At 36.5% G+C, this 16,324-nt stretch carries 15 protein-coding genes; 12 read left to right on the top strand and 3 right to left on the bottom strand.

Translation table 11 applies throughout. The annotated features are described in order from the left end of the window. Positions 1-21: 21 nt before the first annotated feature. Together pyc and BW724_RS14160 are read left to right on the top strand one after the other, a co-directional pair. Positions 22-3,459, top strand: a complete 3,438-nt coding sequence (gene pyc, locus BW724_RS14165; protein WP_246596080.1) for a pyruvate carboxylase — start codon at positions 22-24, stop codon at positions 3,457-3,459. A gap of 142 nt (positions 3,460-3,601) precedes the next feature. Then, positions 3,602-4,045 (top strand): Dps family protein, encoded by a 444-nt coding sequence (locus tag BW724_RS14160; protein WP_088077939.1) that lies wholly within the window; start codon positions 3,602-3,604, stop codon positions 4,043-4,045. Between the two features lie 70 nt (positions 4,046-4,115). Here the strand turns inward: BW724_RS14160 and BW724_RS14155 are convergent, their stop codons facing one another. After that, complete coding sequence (locus tag BW724_RS14155; RefSeq protein WP_268876153.1) at positions 4,116-5,027, bottom strand: COX15/CtaA family protein; 912 nt, start codon at positions 5,025-5,027, stop codon at positions 4,116-4,118. A 543-nt stretch (positions 5,028-5,570) separates the two neighbouring features. Between BW724_RS14155 and cyoE the strand changes: the two genes are divergently transcribed. The 6 genes from cyoE (at position 5,571) to BW724_RS14125 (ending at position 11,735) form a co-directional block, all read left to right on the top strand. Then, positions 5,571-6,497: a heme o synthase gene (gene cyoE, locus BW724_RS14150; protein WP_088075837.1), complete on the top strand. Its 927-nt coding sequence runs from the start codon at positions 5,571-5,573 to the stop codon at positions 6,495-6,497. 33 nt (positions 6,498-6,530) lie between these two features. Beyond that, positions 6,531-7,535, top strand: coding sequence for a cytochrome c oxidase subunit II (gene coxB / locus BW724_RS14145; RefSeq protein ID WP_088075836.1), 1,005 nt, complete (start codon positions 6,531-6,533; stop codon positions 7,533-7,535). A gap of 104 nt (positions 7,536-7,639) precedes the next feature. Beyond that, positions 7,640-9,397 carry a cytochrome c oxidase subunit I gene (locus tag BW724_RS14140; protein ID WP_235849084.1) on the top strand — a complete coding sequence of 586 codons (1,758 nt, stop codon included), beginning with the start codon at positions 7,640-7,642 and terminating at the stop codon, positions 9,395-9,397. A gap of 1 nt (position 9,398) precedes the next feature. Then, complete coding sequence (locus tag BW724_RS14135; RefSeq protein WP_088075834.1) at positions 9,399-10,010, top strand: cytochrome (ubi)quinol oxidase subunit III; 612 nt, start codon at positions 9,399-9,401, stop codon at positions 10,008-10,010. A 3-nt stretch (positions 10,011-10,013) separates the two neighbouring features. Next, the gene (locus BW724_RS14130; protein ID WP_088075833.1) at positions 10,014-10,364 is read left to right on the top strand and encodes a cytochrome C oxidase subunit IV family protein; all 351 of its coding nucleotides are present in this window, start codon (positions 10,014-10,016) and stop codon (positions 10,362-10,364) included. A gap of 912 nt (positions 10,365-11,276) precedes the next feature. Next, positions 11,277-11,735 (top strand): DUF420 domain-containing protein, encoded by a 459-nt coding sequence (locus BW724_RS14125; protein ID WP_088077935.1) that lies wholly within the window; start codon positions 11,277-11,279, stop codon positions 11,733-11,735. Between the two features lie 95 nt (positions 11,736-11,830). On the opposite strand, the gene ytvI is transcribed toward BW724_RS14125, so the two are convergent. After that, complete coding sequence (gene ytvI / locus BW724_RS14120) at positions 11,831-12,886, bottom strand: sporulation integral membrane protein YtvI (protein WP_088075832.1); 1,056 nt, start codon at positions 12,884-12,886, stop codon at positions 11,831-11,833. 189 nt (positions 12,887-13,075) lie between these two features. Beyond that, positions 13,076-13,426, bottom strand: a complete 351-nt coding sequence (locus BW724_RS14115; RefSeq protein ID WP_088075831.1) for a YugN family protein — start codon at positions 13,424-13,426, stop codon at positions 13,076-13,078. A gap of 216 nt (positions 13,427-13,642) precedes the next feature. On the opposite strand from BW724_RS14115, the gene BW724_RS14110 reads away from it, so the two are divergent. The 4 genes from BW724_RS14110 (at position 13,643) to BW724_RS14095 (ending at position 16,205) form a co-directional block, all read left to right on the top strand. Next, on the top strand, positions 13,643-14,071 hold the full coding sequence (locus BW724_RS14110; protein ID WP_088075830.1) for a CBS domain-containing protein: 429 nt from the start codon (positions 13,643-13,645) through the stop codon (positions 14,069-14,071). A 260-nt stretch (positions 14,072-14,331) separates the two neighbouring features. Then, positions 14,332-15,414, top strand: coding sequence for a CAP domain-containing protein (locus tag BW724_RS14105; RefSeq protein ID WP_235848977.1), 1,083 nt, complete (start codon positions 14,332-14,334; stop codon positions 15,412-15,414). 79 nt (positions 15,415-15,493) lie between these two features. Further along, positions 15,494-15,943, top strand: coding sequence for a spore coat protein YlbD (ylbD, locus tag BW724_RS14100; protein ID WP_088075829.1), 450 nt, complete (start codon positions 15,494-15,496; stop codon positions 15,941-15,943). 25 nt (positions 15,944-15,968) lie between these two features. After that, entirely contained in the window at positions 15,969-16,205 is a 237-nt protein-coding gene (locus BW724_RS14095; protein ID WP_088075828.1) for a YlbE-like family protein, read from the top strand. Positions 16,206-16,324 lie beyond the last annotated feature (119 nt).

Here is a 16,324-nt window from a genome sequence, read left to right as displayed (position 1 = left end):
GGAGTGGACTGGATGATACGTATGGATAAAATCAATAAAGTATTGGTTGCAAACCGTGGGGAAATAGCTATTCGAATTTTTCGAGCATGTACAGAGCTTAAAATCAGAACAGTTGCCATATATTCGAATGAAGATACTGGAGCCTATCATCGATATAAAGCCGATGAAGCATACCTTGTTGGAAAAGGAAAAAAGCCAATTGACGCCTATCTGGATATTGAAGGGATCATTCAAATTGCAAAACGGAATGATGTTGATGCCATTCATCCTGGATATGGTTTCCTTTCAGAGAATATTCATTTTGCAAAACGTTGTGAAGAGGAAGGTATTATTTTTATTGGGCCAGAAACAGAGCATCTAAGAATGTTCGGAGATAAAGTGGAAGCTAGGAAAACAGCTATAGCAGCAGGGATACCAGTTATACCAGGTACAGATGGTCCTGTCACTTCCTTATCTGAAGTAGAGGAGTTTGCTAATCTTCATGGTTTTCCAATAATAATTAAAGCTGCTCTCGGCGGTGGCGGTCGGGGAATGAGAATCGTTCGTAGCATGGATGACCTCGTTGAATCTTATAATCGAGCTAAATCTGAGGCAAAAGCTGCATTCGGCAGTGATGAAGTATATGTAGAAAGATTTGTTGAAAATCCAAAACATATAGAAGTGCAGATTTTAGGTGATCATCATGGTAATATAGTTCACCTTTATGAGCGAGATTGCTCCGTACAAAGAAGGCATCAGAAGGTTGTGGAAATTGCTCCAAGTGTTTCTTTGTCCAATCATGCAAGGGAGCTAATTTGTGAGTCTGCATTGGAATTAATGAAAAAAATTAAATATGTTAATGCAGGGACTGTTGAATTTCTTGTAACAGATCAAGAAGAATTCTTTTTTATAGAAGTGAATCCAAGGATCCAGGTAGAGCACACAATTACTGAGATGATTACTGGTGTGGATATTGTTCAATCACAGCTTTTTATTGCAGATGGGAAGAATATACATAGTTCAGAGGTTGGGATTCCTGAGCAAAAGGATGTATATACACATGGATATGCTATACAGTCTCGAGTAACTACGGAGGATCCACAAAACCAATTCTTACCTGATACAGGGAAGATTTCAGTGTACCGTTCTGGTGGAGGTTTTGGTGTTAGATTAGATGCAGGGAATGGCTTCCAAGGATCAATTATCTCTCCACATTATGACTCTTTATTAGTAAAAGTATCTACTTGGGCTTTATCTTTTGAGAACGCGGCTTACAAAATGGTTCGAAACCTTAAAGAGTTCCGTATCCGAGGTATAAAGACTAATATCGCTTTTTTAGTTAATGTTGTTCAACATGAAAAGTTTTTAAATGGGGAGTACAATACCTCTTTTATTGACACAACACCTGAACTTTTCGTTTTTCCAAAACCAAAAGACCGAGGTACGAAGATGCTATCCTACATCGGCCATACTTCTGTGAATGGACACCCAGGAGTCGGAGTTCAAAAGAAGCCTGTATTGGAGGAAAGAAAACACCCTAGCATCAATTCGCTTGAACCAATTCCAGATGGAACAAAACAGTTGTTGGATAAACTAGGAGCTGATGGATTATCTGAGTGGGTAAAAGATCAGAAAGAAGTATTATTGACTGATACTACATTCCGTGATGCTCATCAGTCACTACTAGCAACGCGTGTTCGAACAACAGATTTAAAACAGATAGCAGAACCTACAGCACGAATTTTACCAAACTTATTTTCCATGGAAATGTGGGGAGGAGCGACTTTTGATGTATCCATGCGGTTTTTACATGAAGACCCTTGGAAACGACTTATACATCTTAGAGAAAAGGCTCCAAATGTGTTATTCCAAATGTTATTAAGGGCCTCAAATGCTGTTGGGTATAAGAATTATCCAGATAACTTAATTTATGAATTTGTCCAGCATTCAGCAGAAGCTGGTATTGATGTATTTCGAATATTCGATAGTTTAAATTGGGTAAAAGGAATGGCTCCTGCAATTAATGCTGTAAGAAAATCAGGAAAGATTGCAGAAGCTACGATGTGTTATACAGGAGATATATTAAATCCTGACCGCCCTAAGTACGATTTAAATTATTACCTAACATTAGGTAAAGAGCTTGAAGCGGCAGGGGCACACGTTCTCGGTATAAAAGATATGGCAGGGTTATTGAAACCGCAAGCTGCTTATGAATTAATTTCTGCCTTAAAAGAGACCGTGAAAATCCCAATTCACCTTCATACTCATGATACGAGTGGGAATGGCATCTACACTTATGCCCGTGCTATTGACGCTGGAGTGGATATTGTAGATACTGCCATCAGTGCTATGTCTGGATTAACAAGCCAGCCTAGTATGAATTCTCTATATCATGCATTAAGTGGTCATGAGAGGCAACCACATTTAAATATTAAGCAGTTAGAAGAATTGAATGGCTATTGGGAGGATACTAGAAAATATTATCAAGCATTTGAAAGTGGTATGAACTCACCTCATTCGGAGATATATGCTCATGAAATGCCAGGTGGACAATACAGTAACTTGCAACAACAAGCAAAAGCGGTGGGGTTAGGTGAACGCTGGGACGAAGTAAAAAAAATGTATGAAACGGTAAATCATATGTTTGGTGATATTGTGAAAGTAACCCCTTCATCAAAAGTCGTAGGAGACATGGCTTTGTTTATGGTACAAAATGATTTGACGGAGGATCTCGTATATGAAAAAGGGGGTTCTCTCGATTTTCCAGACTCTGTGATTGAATTATTTCAAGGGTATTTAGGTCAGCCTTATCAAGGGTTTCCAACAAAACTTCAGGAAGTAATTTTAAAGGGCAGAGAACCTATTACGATGCGTCCTGGTGAAAAACTAGAGCCTGTAAACTTAGATGAAGTTCGAGAAAGGCTGTTCCATAAACTTGATCGTCAAGTTACTATTCATGATATTTTGTCTTACGCACTTTATCCGAAAGTGTACCTCGATTATAATGAAATGCTTAGTCAATATGGTGATTTATCTGTTCTAGATACATTGACGTTCTTCTATGGGTTGAGATTAGGAGAAGAAATTGAAGTTGAGATAGAACAAGGGAAGACGTTAATCGTGAAGCTTGTGTCTATTGGGGAAGCTCAAAAAGACGCAACGAGAGTAATTTATTTTGAACTGAATGGACAACCAAGGGAAGTAGTAGTACGTGACGAGAGCATCGAATCACTTGTGGAACAGAAGGTGAAGGCGGATAAATCTAATACAAAGCATATTGGGGCAACAATGCCTGGAACGGTAGTAAAAACATTGGTTACTAAAGGAGATAAGGTGAAAAAAGGTGATCATCTTCTTATAACTGAATCTATGAAGATGGAAACTACAGTCCAAGCACCAGAAAACGGAGTAATTAAGCAGATGCATGTTTCAAATGGAGAAGCAATACAAGTAGGAGATTTGTTAGTAGAATTTGAATAAACTGTGAACAATCTATTTTTAAAGGGGGATGAGTTGCTATATTCATCCTCCTTTTTTATAATTACCAATGAAAAAGTTGTTTATTTTTGTACTTTTTCGGGGAAATAAAGTAATGTACAAATTATTTTGGGAGTTGATCATGTTGACACAAGAAAAAACAGCAACAATATTAAACAGGCATGTAGCTAACTGGAATGTATTATTTGTTAAGCTACATAATTATCATTGGTATGTTAAAGGAGTTAACTTCTTTAAGCTTCATGAAAAGTTTGAGGAGCTTTACAATGAAGCGGCTGAGCATATTGACGAGATAGCAGAACGTCTGCTAACACTTAACGGGGAACCTGTTGCTACGATGAAAGAATATCTTGAAATTGCAACAATTAAAGAAGCATCAGGGGAAAAAAAATCTGAAGATATGGTTCGTGCATTGTCACAGGACTTTGATACCTTAAGTGCAGAATTAAATCAAGACATTGAAGATTTAGAAGAATTGGGCGATGAAGGTACAGCCGACATGTTAATTGCAGTTCGTCAATCGGTGGAGAAACATAATTGGATGCTTCGTTCTTTCCTAGGTGAATAATTTATCAAAATAAAAAGTGATTAGAAGGCAGTTTTTGCCTTCTGATCACTTTTTTTGTATACCTATTATTCTATTCTTGATTTGATCTAAAAGCTAATAAAGCACCGTAACTTACGACTGTAAATAGTAAGCTGATAAATATGGCGTGAAACATACTAGCTGCTAAAGTATATCCTGAAAATACAACAACGGCTCCACTAATGACTTGGGTTGTTATAAAGAGAAGACTTATAAGTCCAACGTAGTGTAATAACTTCTGTCCACGATAGTTCCGCCATAATTGAATGTACCAAGCTAATATGACAATAAAAAGAGAAGCTGCGGCAACTCTATGTCCAAACTGAACTGCAATTTGGGGGTCTGAAAGGCTTGGAATAATCTGTCCATTACATAATGGCCAACCAACACATGCGGCACTTGATTCTGTGTGCTTAACATATGCCCCTGTATAAACTACGAAATAGACATAAACTAATACAAAGTAAATGTAATTAGCCATTGCTCTAGACATTGTTGGTCGAACTAGTAATTTTGAAATGTTGTTTTCAAAGGCGAGACATGTTAATAGTACTACACTAGTTAAAGAGATTAGTGAGAATCCAAAATGTAAAGCCATAATAGCATCTGATTGGCCCCATACTACTGCAGCTGCACCAAGTAAACCTTGAAATACGATAAAAAGAATTGCAACAATTGCAAAAAAGCGTGTTTCCCTTATGTGGCTTAATTTTTTCCAACTCCATATCGCCAAACTAATAACCATCATACCCAATAAGCCAGAAACGACTCTGTGTGTGTATTCAATTAAAGTCTGTATTGTAGGTGACTCTGGAAAAATTTGTCCTAAACATAGGGGCCATTCAGCACCACAAGCATCACCTGATCCTGTTTGAGTCACTAATACACCTTGTATAAGTACTACTACCATACCTATACTAGTAATTACGCCAAACGTTTTCAAAAAAAGATTATTAGCATTCAACTACTTCACCGTCTTTCTATTGAGAAAAGTAAAGAATATTTCAGAATAATAATTACACAAATCTTTTATTTTCTTCAATTATATATAATGAACAATATTCAACTAGTTCGACATTCATTTTAATTGATTTTACAAAAAAACTCAATTTATCACTCTCGTGCAGTAGTTTAAATAGTTAGAATAATTAAAATATATAAAAAGAGTGGATAACACTTTATTTTTCTTCGAAAGATTATTAATATAGGGATAGTGGTTATGTTAAATAGATAAGAGTTTATGTTGGTAGAAGATTTGTGGTCATTATAAATTTATCATTAAATTGTAAGGTCAACATATAACCACAACGATTCATTATTAGAGAATAATATCATACATAATAGTTGACTATGTAAATGGATGTGGATTAGTTATGCTACTTATATAACTCACTGACTAATTTATTTGAAGCTATGAAAGTAGAGCAGATTATTAGACTTCTTTAATGAATCATGATTTGATAAAGGTTAATTAGGATTGAATTTCATTTTGGGGGGTGAAATTAGTATGAATCGAACAGGGACCTTACACGAAGCAGAAGTTTTAGAAGAAGATGTTGTAGACCAAAAGCAAGTAAGTTGGAAGTCATATCTTACCATATCTAAAACTGGGATTGTCACTTCAAATCTAATTACTACCTTTACAGGGCTTTTCCTAGCAGCTTACTACACTGGTACAACATTAGGAAATAATCTATTAGTCACAATCCTTGCACTTGTTGGTTCTGCTTTAATTATTGCTGGGGGGTGTGCGCTTAATAATTATATTGATCGAGATATCGATCCTTTAATGGAGCGTACAAAAGAACGTCCGTCTGTAAGTGGGGAATTGTCGGGGAGACAAATATTAACATACGGACTAGGAACATCTTTTCTTGGAACCATCTTCTTGGCCATGACATCAATGGTCGCAGCTGTTTTTGGTATTGTTGGGCTGTTTGTCTATGTTGTGCTGTATTCCATGTGGACGAAAAGAACAACTACTCTAAACACGATTGTTGGAAGCTTTTCAGGAGCGGTACCACCATTAATTGGTTGGGCAGCGATTGATCCGACTCTGCATCCTATCGCGTGGTCACTATTTTTAATTATGTTCATTTGGCAACCACCTCATTTTTTAGCTTTAGCGATGAGGCGTGTTGATGAATACCGTAATGCTGGTGTACCTATGCTTCCAGTAGTTGCTGGTTTTAAAGTGACAAAGCGTCAAATTATCTTGTATGTTGCTGCTTTAATTCCTGTTTCACTAACACTGGTACACTTTGGAGTAATATATACAATTGTTGCAACATTATTGGGGGTTGGCTGGTTAGGCTTAGGTCTTGCTAGTTATAAATATAAAGATGATATCAAATGGGCTTCACAGATGTTTATGTATTCATTAAACTATTTAACTGTTTTGTTTGTTTTGATGATCGTTGTACACATGTTTTAATATTTAAAGATAGAAAGAGGGGTTTGTAACTAGATGAGGTATTTATGGCGACTACTTCCATTAGCTTTCATTCTGCTTATGGCTGGATGTGGAAAACAGAATCTATCAGCGCTAGATCCACAAGGTCCTGTAGCAGCAGCGCAGTTTGATTTAATTAAACTAAGCTTGACGATTATGATTATTGTTATTGTTGTCGTCTTTGCCATTTATTTATTTGTCATTATTCGATTCCGTGAACGACCTGGTGATACACATATTCCAAAGCAGGTACATGGGAATAAGGCATTAGAAGTGGTATGGACAGTGATTCCGATTATCTTATTACTTTTCTTAGCAGTCCCTAACGTCATGCAGACTTTTACGTTAGCAGAAGTGGAAGACACAGAGGACTCAGTAAGAATAGTAGTAACTGCGCATCAATTTTGGTGGGAGTTTGAATATCCAGAATATGATGTAGTAGCAGGTCAGGATATGTATATTCCTACAAACACAAGGATTAACATTGAATTAGAAGCAAGTGATGTCATTCACTCCTTCTGGGTACCGGCTTTAGCAGGTAAGCAAGATAATGTCCCGGGTATTACAAATGAAATGTGGTTAGAAGCTCCTGAAGAAGGAGTATATCAGGGAAGATGTACAGAGCTTTGTGGTGAAGGCCACTGGTTAATGGATTTCCAAGTTATTGCGGTTGATCCGGATACTTTTGAAACTTGGGCTCAAAATATGGCCACAACTGATGATGATGTAGAAGAAGAAACAACAGTTGCAGTTGAAGGGCGAGAAGTTTTTGAACAAAACTGTATCTCGTGTCACGCAGTTGGTGGTGAAGGTGGAAATATGGGACCAAACTTGACGAACTTTGGGGAGCGTGAAGTGGTTGCAGGTTTCCTAGAATATAATGATGAAAATATTGCGGACTTCATCCGTTATCCGCAAGAGAAAAAGCCTGGAAGCTTAATGCAAGCTTTTCCACAAATTACTGATGAAGAAATGGATGCACTTATTGATTATCTAGATAGCTTGAAAGTTTTAGACTAATGGTTTGAATAAGGGGGTAAAACAACGTGTCAAATACTAACGCTCAGACAAAAAGCGTAGTATGGGACTGGCTGACAACTGTTGACCACAAAAAGATCGGGATTATGTACTTGGTAGCAGGGGCTTTCTTTTTCGCACTAGGTGGGTTTGAAGCCATTTTAATGCGAATTCAGCTTATGTTCCCAGAAGCGACTTTTTTACCGGCACAAACGTTTAATGAATTATTAACGATGCACGGTACAACAATGATATTTTTGGCGGCCATGCCTATACTTTTTGGATTAATGAACTATATTGTTCCACTTCAAATTGGGGCTAGGGATGTAGCTTTTCCATTCCTTAACTCTTTAGGTTTTTGGTTATTCCTCTTCGGTGGAATACTTTTAAACTTAAGCTGGTTCTTTGGTGGAGCACCAGATGCAGGTTGGACTGCTTACGTACCTTTATCAAGTGAATATTCAGGTACTGGAATAGATTATTATGTTCTAGGTCTACAAATAAGTGGTGCAGGTACATTAATCGGGGGAATTAATTTCCTAGTTACCATTATTAACATGCGAGCACCTGGAATGAGTATGATGAGAATGCCTCTATTTACTTGGAGCACATTCGTTGCATCAACTCTAATCTTATTTGCTTTCCCTGCGTTAACAATCGGTCTTTTATTACTTATGTTAGAGAGAATCTTTGGGGCAACATATTTCGCCGTAGCATCTGGCGGTAACGTTGTTATTTGGCAGCATTTATTCTGGATTTTTGGGCATCCAGAAGTATATATCTTAATTTTACCGGCTTTCGGTATTTTTTCAGAGATTATCGCAACATTCTCGAAAAAACGATTGTTTGGTTATTCAGCAATGGTATTTGCAACACTATTAATTGGGTTCTTAGGATTTATGGTATGGGCTCACCACATGTTTACAGTTGGTATGGGGCCAATTGCAAACTCGATTTTTGCTGTTGCTACAATGGCGATCGCAGTTCCGACAGGAATTAAGATATTTAACTGGCTCTTTACAATGTGGGGCGGTAGGATACAGTTTACGACTGCCAACTTGTTCGCATTAGGATTTATTCCATCTTTCGTAATGGGTGGAGTAACTGGTATCATGTTAGCAACAAGTGCAGCAAACTATCAGTTCCACGATACGTATTTCGTAGTAGCCCACTTCCACTATGTCATTATTGGTGGGGTAGTATTAGGTATCTTCGGTGGTGCATTCTACTGGTGGCCTAGAATGTTTGGATATAGACTTAATGAGACGCTTGGAAAAATATTTTTCTGGATGTTCTTATTCGGATTCCATTTAACATTCTTTGTACAGCACTTCCTAGGACTAATGGGAATGCCACGTCGAGTAGCTTCCTATTTACCAGGGCAAGGTTTGGATGAAATGAACTTAATTAGTACAATTGGTGCCTTCTTAATGGGTGTCGCGTTTATTATTTTCGTAGTAAACATCTTTGTTTCCATGAAAAACAAAGAAACTTCTGGTGATCCTTGGGATGGACGTACATTGGAGTGGACTATTCCGTCACCTACACCAGAATATAACTTTGCACAAACACCTTTAGTACGAGATGTGGACGCATTATGGTATGAGAAGTACGAAGGTGAAGGAAGTATGAAAGCTGCAGAACCTCTAGGTGATATTCACATGCCAAATGGTTCTATTCTACCAGTGATTATTTCCTTAGGATTGTTTATTGCAAGTTTCGGTTTCATTTACCATGATGATGGTTGGACTTGGGTAGCAATTGTAGGTCTAGTAATTACGTTTGGATCTATGTTTGTAAGATCAATAAAAGAAGATCACGGATATCATATTCCAGTAGATGAAATTAAAAAGGGGGGTAAGTAAAATGGCAGATCAACATGTTCAAACCTTACCTCCGAGCCCTGAGAAAGCTACACTTGAAGGGAAAAATAAATATCTTGGATTTTGGCTGTTCCTTGGTGGAGAAACTGTTTTATTTGCCAGTCTTTTCGGAACGTATCTAGGACTTCGTGGTAGCACGGTTGATGGACCAGGACCAAGTGAATTGTTCCATCTTCCATTAGTGTTTATCATGACAATGATTCTTTTAACAAGTAGTTTAACGAGTGTATTTGCAATTATCTCCATGAAAAAAGGGAATTATAAAGGGTTACTTGCATGGATGACGGCAACAGTACTCTTAGGTGCAACATTCCTAGGATTGGAGATCTATGAGTTTGTCGAGTACGTGGAACATGGTTTAGGATTTACCACGAGTGCATTTGGATCGTCCTTCTATACACTAGTTGGAACACATGGTGCTCACGTTGCTTTTGGTATTGCCTGGATTACAACACTGATAATTCGTTATAGAAAATCAGGATTAACATTAACGAATGCACCGAAGTTCTATGTTGCCGTGTTATACTGGCACTTTATAGACGTAGTTTGGGTATTTATCTTCTCAGTTGTATATCTCATGGGAATAGGAGGGTAATTAATGGCTCAACATGGTATGGATCCAACTGCTCCTCTTACAGGGGAACCGACTAAAAAGACAAGGCGTAAACTTGCCAAAGAAATGCGCACGCAGCTTATTGGCTTTGGGTTTATGATATTCCTTACAACAATGGCGTTTATTTCTATTGCTAGTGATGAAATACCTTCTGGTTTTGCAATACCCTTCATCTTATTACTTGCTTGCATACAAGTAGTGTTACAACTATATATCTTTATGCACTTAAACGAGCGAGGTAATGGGTGGCAAAATATCATGATCTGGACAGCAGTACTGATAGCAATTCCAACAGTAGCTTCACTTATGCTTTTATTAGGAATTGTAAAGTATTAAGAATCAAAAATACTTCCGCAGATTACTGCGGAAGTATTTTTTGTTTAATGTTTATCAGGAAATTATAAAATGATCGACCTGTGGATAACTCATGGATTAATATATATGTAGGGTTAATCGTGGTGAAGCATAGTAGTGGAGCGATTAAAAAGATACAAAAGGATCTTTTTACTTTTACCCAGTTCACACCAACTTAGACCCTAAAACTTTCATGCTTCCTTGTATAAAAATATGGTGTGGGAGAGAGAAGTGAACGAACTATTGTAAGAAATATTAGTTAAGCATTACAAGGTCGTTTTCCATGAGCCCCATTCTTACTACATTGTAGAATAAATATATTTACTAGCTTGGTATCTCACGCGAGATTTTGCTTTTGTTGATTTTCGCGTTCGATAAGCGGCCTATCTCACGTGAGTTTCTAATTTTTGTTCAACTTTGCGTTCGATTAGCAGCCTATCTCACGCGAGTTTCCTACTTTTGCTCATTTTCGCGTTCGATAAGCAGTCTATCTCACACGAAAATCTTACTTTTGTTCATTTTCACGTTCGATTAGCGGCCCGAGATTCATACTTTAGTTCATTTTCGCGTTCGATAAGCAGTCAATCTCACGCGAGATTCTTGCTTTAGTTCATTTTCACGTTTGATCGAGCTCCTATCTCACGCGCTTTTCTAACTTTTGCTTTTAATGCCCCTGTATAGAAGACACTGCGAAGAATGAGCAGATGTCGCACTTTTACCTTGCGTGAAAACGAGCGAATTCTTGTGAAATGGCAAGAGGGGAAACTAATTTTCACGATAAGCTAACTGGAAAATGTTATTATTTAGCCATAATATCTTTTGTTATTTAGATTCTTTGTATATATAATAAGGTGGACAATAGAAAGATTGATAGATAGAAAGGGTGAATACGTCATGGCAACATTCTTACCATTTATAAGTACACTTTTTATCGGATTAAGTGCTATATTTGTTGCAATAGGGTGGTACTTTATTGCCAAAAGGAAAATTGAATCCCACAAAAAAGCAATGTATTGGGCAGCAATTTTAGCTAGTATTTTCTTTATTACTTATTTATCCAAAACCTTTTTTATTGGTAGTACATCATTTGGAGGCCCGGAAAACGTTGCATCGTTTTATCAAGTTTTTTTAATCATCCATATAATTTTTGCGACGATAGCAGCGGTACTTGGGATTATTACATTAGTTACTGGATATAAAAATCAGTTTACAAGACACAGAAGGCTTGGTCCAATCACTTCAGTAATCTGGTTTATATCAGCTAGCACAGGGATTACAGTATATTTGTTGCTTTACATAATATTTCCGCCTGGTGAAACGACTAATCTATTTAGGGCAATTATCGGAGGTTAAACGAAAGAAAGAGGGTGTCATCCACTAACAATTTGGATACACCCTCTTTCTTTTTCGTTATATAGGAACTTATGAAATAGCTTTTTGCACCATGTTTATATCTTCAAGTTAAGTTTTATAATTCCAGCTTCTTTTGCACTAGTAAATAATATCACTAGTAAAGGACCTAAAATAAACCCGAGAACACCTAAAAGCTGTAAACCAACATATAATGAGATCAGTGTTGCTAATGGCGAAAGACCGATATGATGTCCCATTACTTTAGGTTCAACTGTACGTCTAATAGTTAATAATATAGCAGCAAGAACAAGAAGCTGAATACCTAATGCAGTATTTCCTGCCAACAATTGAAAAAGTGCCCAAGGTGCCAAGATGACAATAGATCCGATAATTGGAATAAAATCAATAATCCAGATGATTAATGTCATGATAAGTGCAACCTCTGGAGCTATGATAAGTAGACCAATGAGAGAAACAATAAAAATGATGATACTTACAAGGAACTGTGCCTTGAAAAATCCAAATATAACATAGGATAATCTTGATGACATAAACTTAACTTTCTCTGCAGTTTTGTCCGTCATATAGCTTAACAGCTTGTCCTTTAGCCTTGGGAGATCGAGTAAAAATAAATATAAACCGATTAAATAAACTATAAAGGAAACAATGTATGATGGTATTCTTACTAATAATGTTGTTGCGAAACCAATAATATCTAATTGTAATAAAAAGGAACGGACGTCAGATAGGGTTTGAATAACTACATTATCAATCTCATTTAATATGTCTGGTGATGTTCCAAATCGTTCTTTAATATTATCGATGAAGTTCATCCAAGCATAATGCATTTCAGGTATGGAATTTAAAAAATAAGTCAGAAATAAGTTTAATTGTGTTAAAGCTCTAGTTAGTAGGAAGTAGCTTACTACAAGTACAACTAGCAAAAAGATTATAAATACTATAAAAACAGAAATACTTCTTGAAAGTTTAGTTCGCTTAATTAAGAAGTTAACTGCTGGGGCAAGAAACAGTGCAGTTACTAGTGCTAGTATAATTGGTAATGACACTGGTAAAACAAAATATAGTAAAAGGGCAGCAATAATAACCCAGAGTAGTATATATAAATATTTTTTAATAATGTGTGACTTCAATGTAAGGCCCCTTTCTAACAAAAGCTATAACCTATTATAGTATGAAATTGAAGGGATTAACAGTGAAACATTTTAAAAATAATTATGATGTTAGGTTACTCAAATTTGTATTAAAAATCCAATTGAAATATAGGTAAACATAAAAAGCTTTCGATAATGATCGAAAGCTTTAAGGTTTTATGTATGAGTTTATGAAAGTGCTTCTTCTTTAATGTTTGATGTAATTAGTTCAATTTTTTTATTACATTTGTCAACAATGTTTTTTGGGAAATCTTCATCATATTCTACACCGAATGGATAATAGTGTTTACCTAAAGCAATATTTACTATTTGAACCACACTGTGATGTGAAGGAATTTCTCCTTCTATAGCGTGTGCTTGAATACGGAAATAGTACACATCATCACGTACGACAATTTTATAGTCAAAGGTTACTCTTTCATAGTCATATACGTAATGAAAACCAGCTTCCTCCATAATTTCCTCAAGTGCCTGAAACTCAATTTTATAGCCTTCAAGACCAGTTTGTTCAAATTTCATATACAATTACCTCCCTGTCAGGTCAATCTTTCAATCTGTATATAATGATATTACGAAACTGAAAAGGATGCAATCAAATGGATTGCACTTATTCAAAAAAAAGGCTTATTTACGTTACTAACTGTGTAAACTTGTGCTGAAAAGGGAATTACCCGCATGAAACATAATAAATTGTACAACCTATATATAGTAAATATGGAATTGGAGGGAACATCTTTGAAAAATTTAAGAGAAATTATGACAGATGAAGTGGAAGTATGTAACCCAGAAGATAATGTATACGAAGCTGCAGTTAAAATGAAAAATAATGATTGCGGAGCCATCCCAATCTGTGAAGGAGATCAGTTGTTAGGAATTATTACTGATAGGGACATTGTCGTACGTGGGGTTGCAGAGAAAAAGCCTAACTCTACACAAGTAACCGATTTAATGACTGAAAACCTTCTTACAGCTGGCGCAGATATGAGTGTAGGTGAAGCCGCGAAAATGATGGCAGAAAAACAGATTCGTCGTTTACCTGTAGTGGACGGTAGTCGCCTCATAGGAATGGTTTCATTAGGTGACTTAGCTACCCATACATCAACTGAAAGTGAAGCTGGGTATGCATTATCTGAGATCTCTGAACACCATCATTATCATCACTAAGTTTATATATAACTAAAAATGTTTTGAGAGCTGCTTCTATACGGAGCAGCTTTTCTATGTACACGGAAAGGGAGTAAACCGTAGGGTGTACCAGCAGACTTATTTGTGGCATAGCCTTCAAATTATAGAGGTTTTTGCTGAAAAGTGATAAAGAAAGGTGTGAAATGTGTTGAAACAATTCTAAGATTGTTAGCTTGAAGGAAACTTTCCTCGATGACTAGAATTATAAAAGAATAAATGGACATCTAGGAGGGTCTTTGTTGAAAGCTATTATAACTTTTGCCTTAACATTCTTCATTGTTCTTGGATTCTTTATTGTAATGGATCACCATTTTTTAATAAATGAAGAAAATTACGATAAGAAGGCTTCCGATGTTGAGCAAAACCAAGTAAATAATGAATATGAAGAAAATAAACCTAAAAAAGAAGAAACAATGATAGAAGAAGATTTACATATAGAGGAGATCCATCAGTGGATTGGGAAAAGTACATCAGACGTTACTAAAATATTGGGAAAACCAGAGCGAACGGATTTAACTCAGTTTGGATATGAGTGGATGATATATAGAGACTCTACAAAGAATCTTCAAATTGGAGTTAATGATGGAAATGTTGTTACTGTCTATTCGAACCATCATGCCATGCCCCTACTTCATGTTTCCATTGGTATGTCCTATGAAGAAGTAGATGCTTTCTATGAATTTAACAATAAGGTGTCATTAAACGGAAATGGGGCGTTGAGAACATACGATTTTGAATTAAGTGAGGAAGAAATACACATGCGCCCTTTAGTGTATATAGGCGATGGTGTGTGGGCGCAGTTTTACTTTGACATTTATGATAATGTTTTATCAGGTATTAGGTATACTGACCAGGAAACATTGCTATTACATCGCCCCTATTCGATTGTGTATCGTGGTAGTCTACCTGAAGTAGAAGAACTCTCTAATGAGGACTGGAAACAAGTACAAGATGCACAAGCAAGACAAATATTTGACTTAACTAATGACATAAGGAAAAAACATGGCTTAACCCCTTTAGAGTGGGATGATGCTACTTCAAATGTAGCACTTGGGCATAGTAAAGATATGCATCAACATGGCTACTTTTCCCATACATCTCCTAACTATGGAGAATTAACTGATAGGCTAGAGAGTGAATCCATAGCCTTCCGTTTAGCTGCTGAGAATATAGCTGCAAAATACGTTGATGCTATTGAGGCCGTGGAAGGGTGGTTAAATAGTGAAGGACATCGGATTAATTTATTACATGAAGATTTCACCCATATAGGAATAGGAGTATACCGTGATTACTATACACAAAATTTTTTAACACCTAGGTGAAAATTAGGCGCACGTTTCCACCTGTTATTGCATTAAGATATAGTAATGAAATCTAGTCGAATGACTAGGAGGTGGAAAAGTGTCTGCAAGTCATCCTGATGTTAGAAAATTTAAGAATTTTGTTAAAAATAACCCCCATGTATTAAAAGATGTGAAGAGTGGGGATAAAACACTACAGGATTTATTTGAAGAATACGTTCTTTTTGGAGAAGATGATGATATCTGGGATACTTATCGAGACAAAAGTAATAAGAAAAAATCCAATGAGACAGAGGCAGACGTGGAAGGCAGTGATACAGAAGATAGAGAAGATGAAGAAGAAAAAGAAGAGGAATCTACAACGACGCAGGACCTACTTGCACTTTTAAAGAAAGTAAATTTTAACGATCTTCAAAACTCATTATCTCAGTTTAGTGGAGTGTTAGCTTCAGTTCAGGAATTGTTAGGACAATTCCGATCCACTCCAAATCAAGGTCAACAGCAAAATAATAACCAACAAAACTCCCCCTTCTCCTATCATGATGATTAATAAACTTATATAAGGAGGGTGGAACATGAGGCCGGAAGTATTTCAATATATTCAACAAAACACAGAGCTTCATCGGTTTCTTCGGATACATCCTAGCTGGTATAGGAAATTGTCACGTGATCCATCAATGTTGTCTCAAATGGAAAAGGAAGCGAAAGTATTCTATGGAAAAACTTTTCCGCAAAGAATGGATAGACTTCAAAATAACATGAGTATGGCAATGATGTTACTGGAAATGATGAAAAACTTTAAACCTAACTAAAAGAGCGAGGCTGGACATGAGAAGGGTATTTAATGTCCCAGCCTCTGCTTTTTTTTACCAATTTTGTATAGGTGCGCCTATCGTGACAAACATTATGAGTAAAGGAATGAGGGAGGCGT

The organism is Litchfieldia alkalitelluris (genome assembly GCF_002153425.1).
In the GTDB taxonomy this organism is placed as follows: Bacteria; Bacillota; Bacilli; order Bacillales; family Salisediminibacteriaceae; genus Evansella; species Evansella alkalicola.
This window is presented reverse-complemented; position numbering and strand designations above follow the sequence as displayed.

Bases quoted from the DNA above. Each gene is read 5' to 3' on its own strand.
- BW724_RS14125 (WP_088077935.1), top strand. From the start codon at position 11,277: ATGGCAACATTCTTACCATTTATAAGTACACTTTTTATCGGATTAAGT.
- BW724_RS14130 (WP_088075833.1), top strand. From the start codon at position 10,014: ATGGCTCAACATGGTATGGATCCAACTGCTCCTCTTACAGGGGAACCG.
- BW724_RS14115 (WP_088075831.1), bottom strand. From the start codon at position 13,426: ATGAAATTTGAACAAACTGGTCTTGAAGGCTATAAAATTGAGTTTCAG.
- coxB (WP_088075836.1), top strand. From the start codon at position 6,531: ATGAGGTATTTATGGCGACTACTTCCATTAGCTTTCATTCTGCTTATG.
- BW724_RS14135 (WP_088075834.1), top strand. From the start codon at position 9,399: ATGGCAGATCAACATGTTCAAACCTTACCTCCGAGCCCTGAGAAAGCT.
- BW724_RS14095 (WP_088075828.1), top strand. From the start codon at position 15,969: ATGAGGCCGGAAGTATTTCAATATATTCAACAAAACACAGAGCTTCAT.
- cyoE (WP_088075837.1), top strand. From the start codon at position 5,571: ATGAATCGAACAGGGACCTTACACGAAGCAGAAGTTTTAGAAGAAGAT.
- BW724_RS14140 (WP_235849084.1), top strand. From the start codon at position 7,640: ATGTACTTGGTAGCAGGGGCTTTCTTTTTCGCACTAGGTGGGTTTGAA.
- pyc (WP_246596080.1), top strand. From the start codon at position 22: ATGGATAAAATCAATAAAGTATTGGTTGCAAACCGTGGGGAAATAGCT.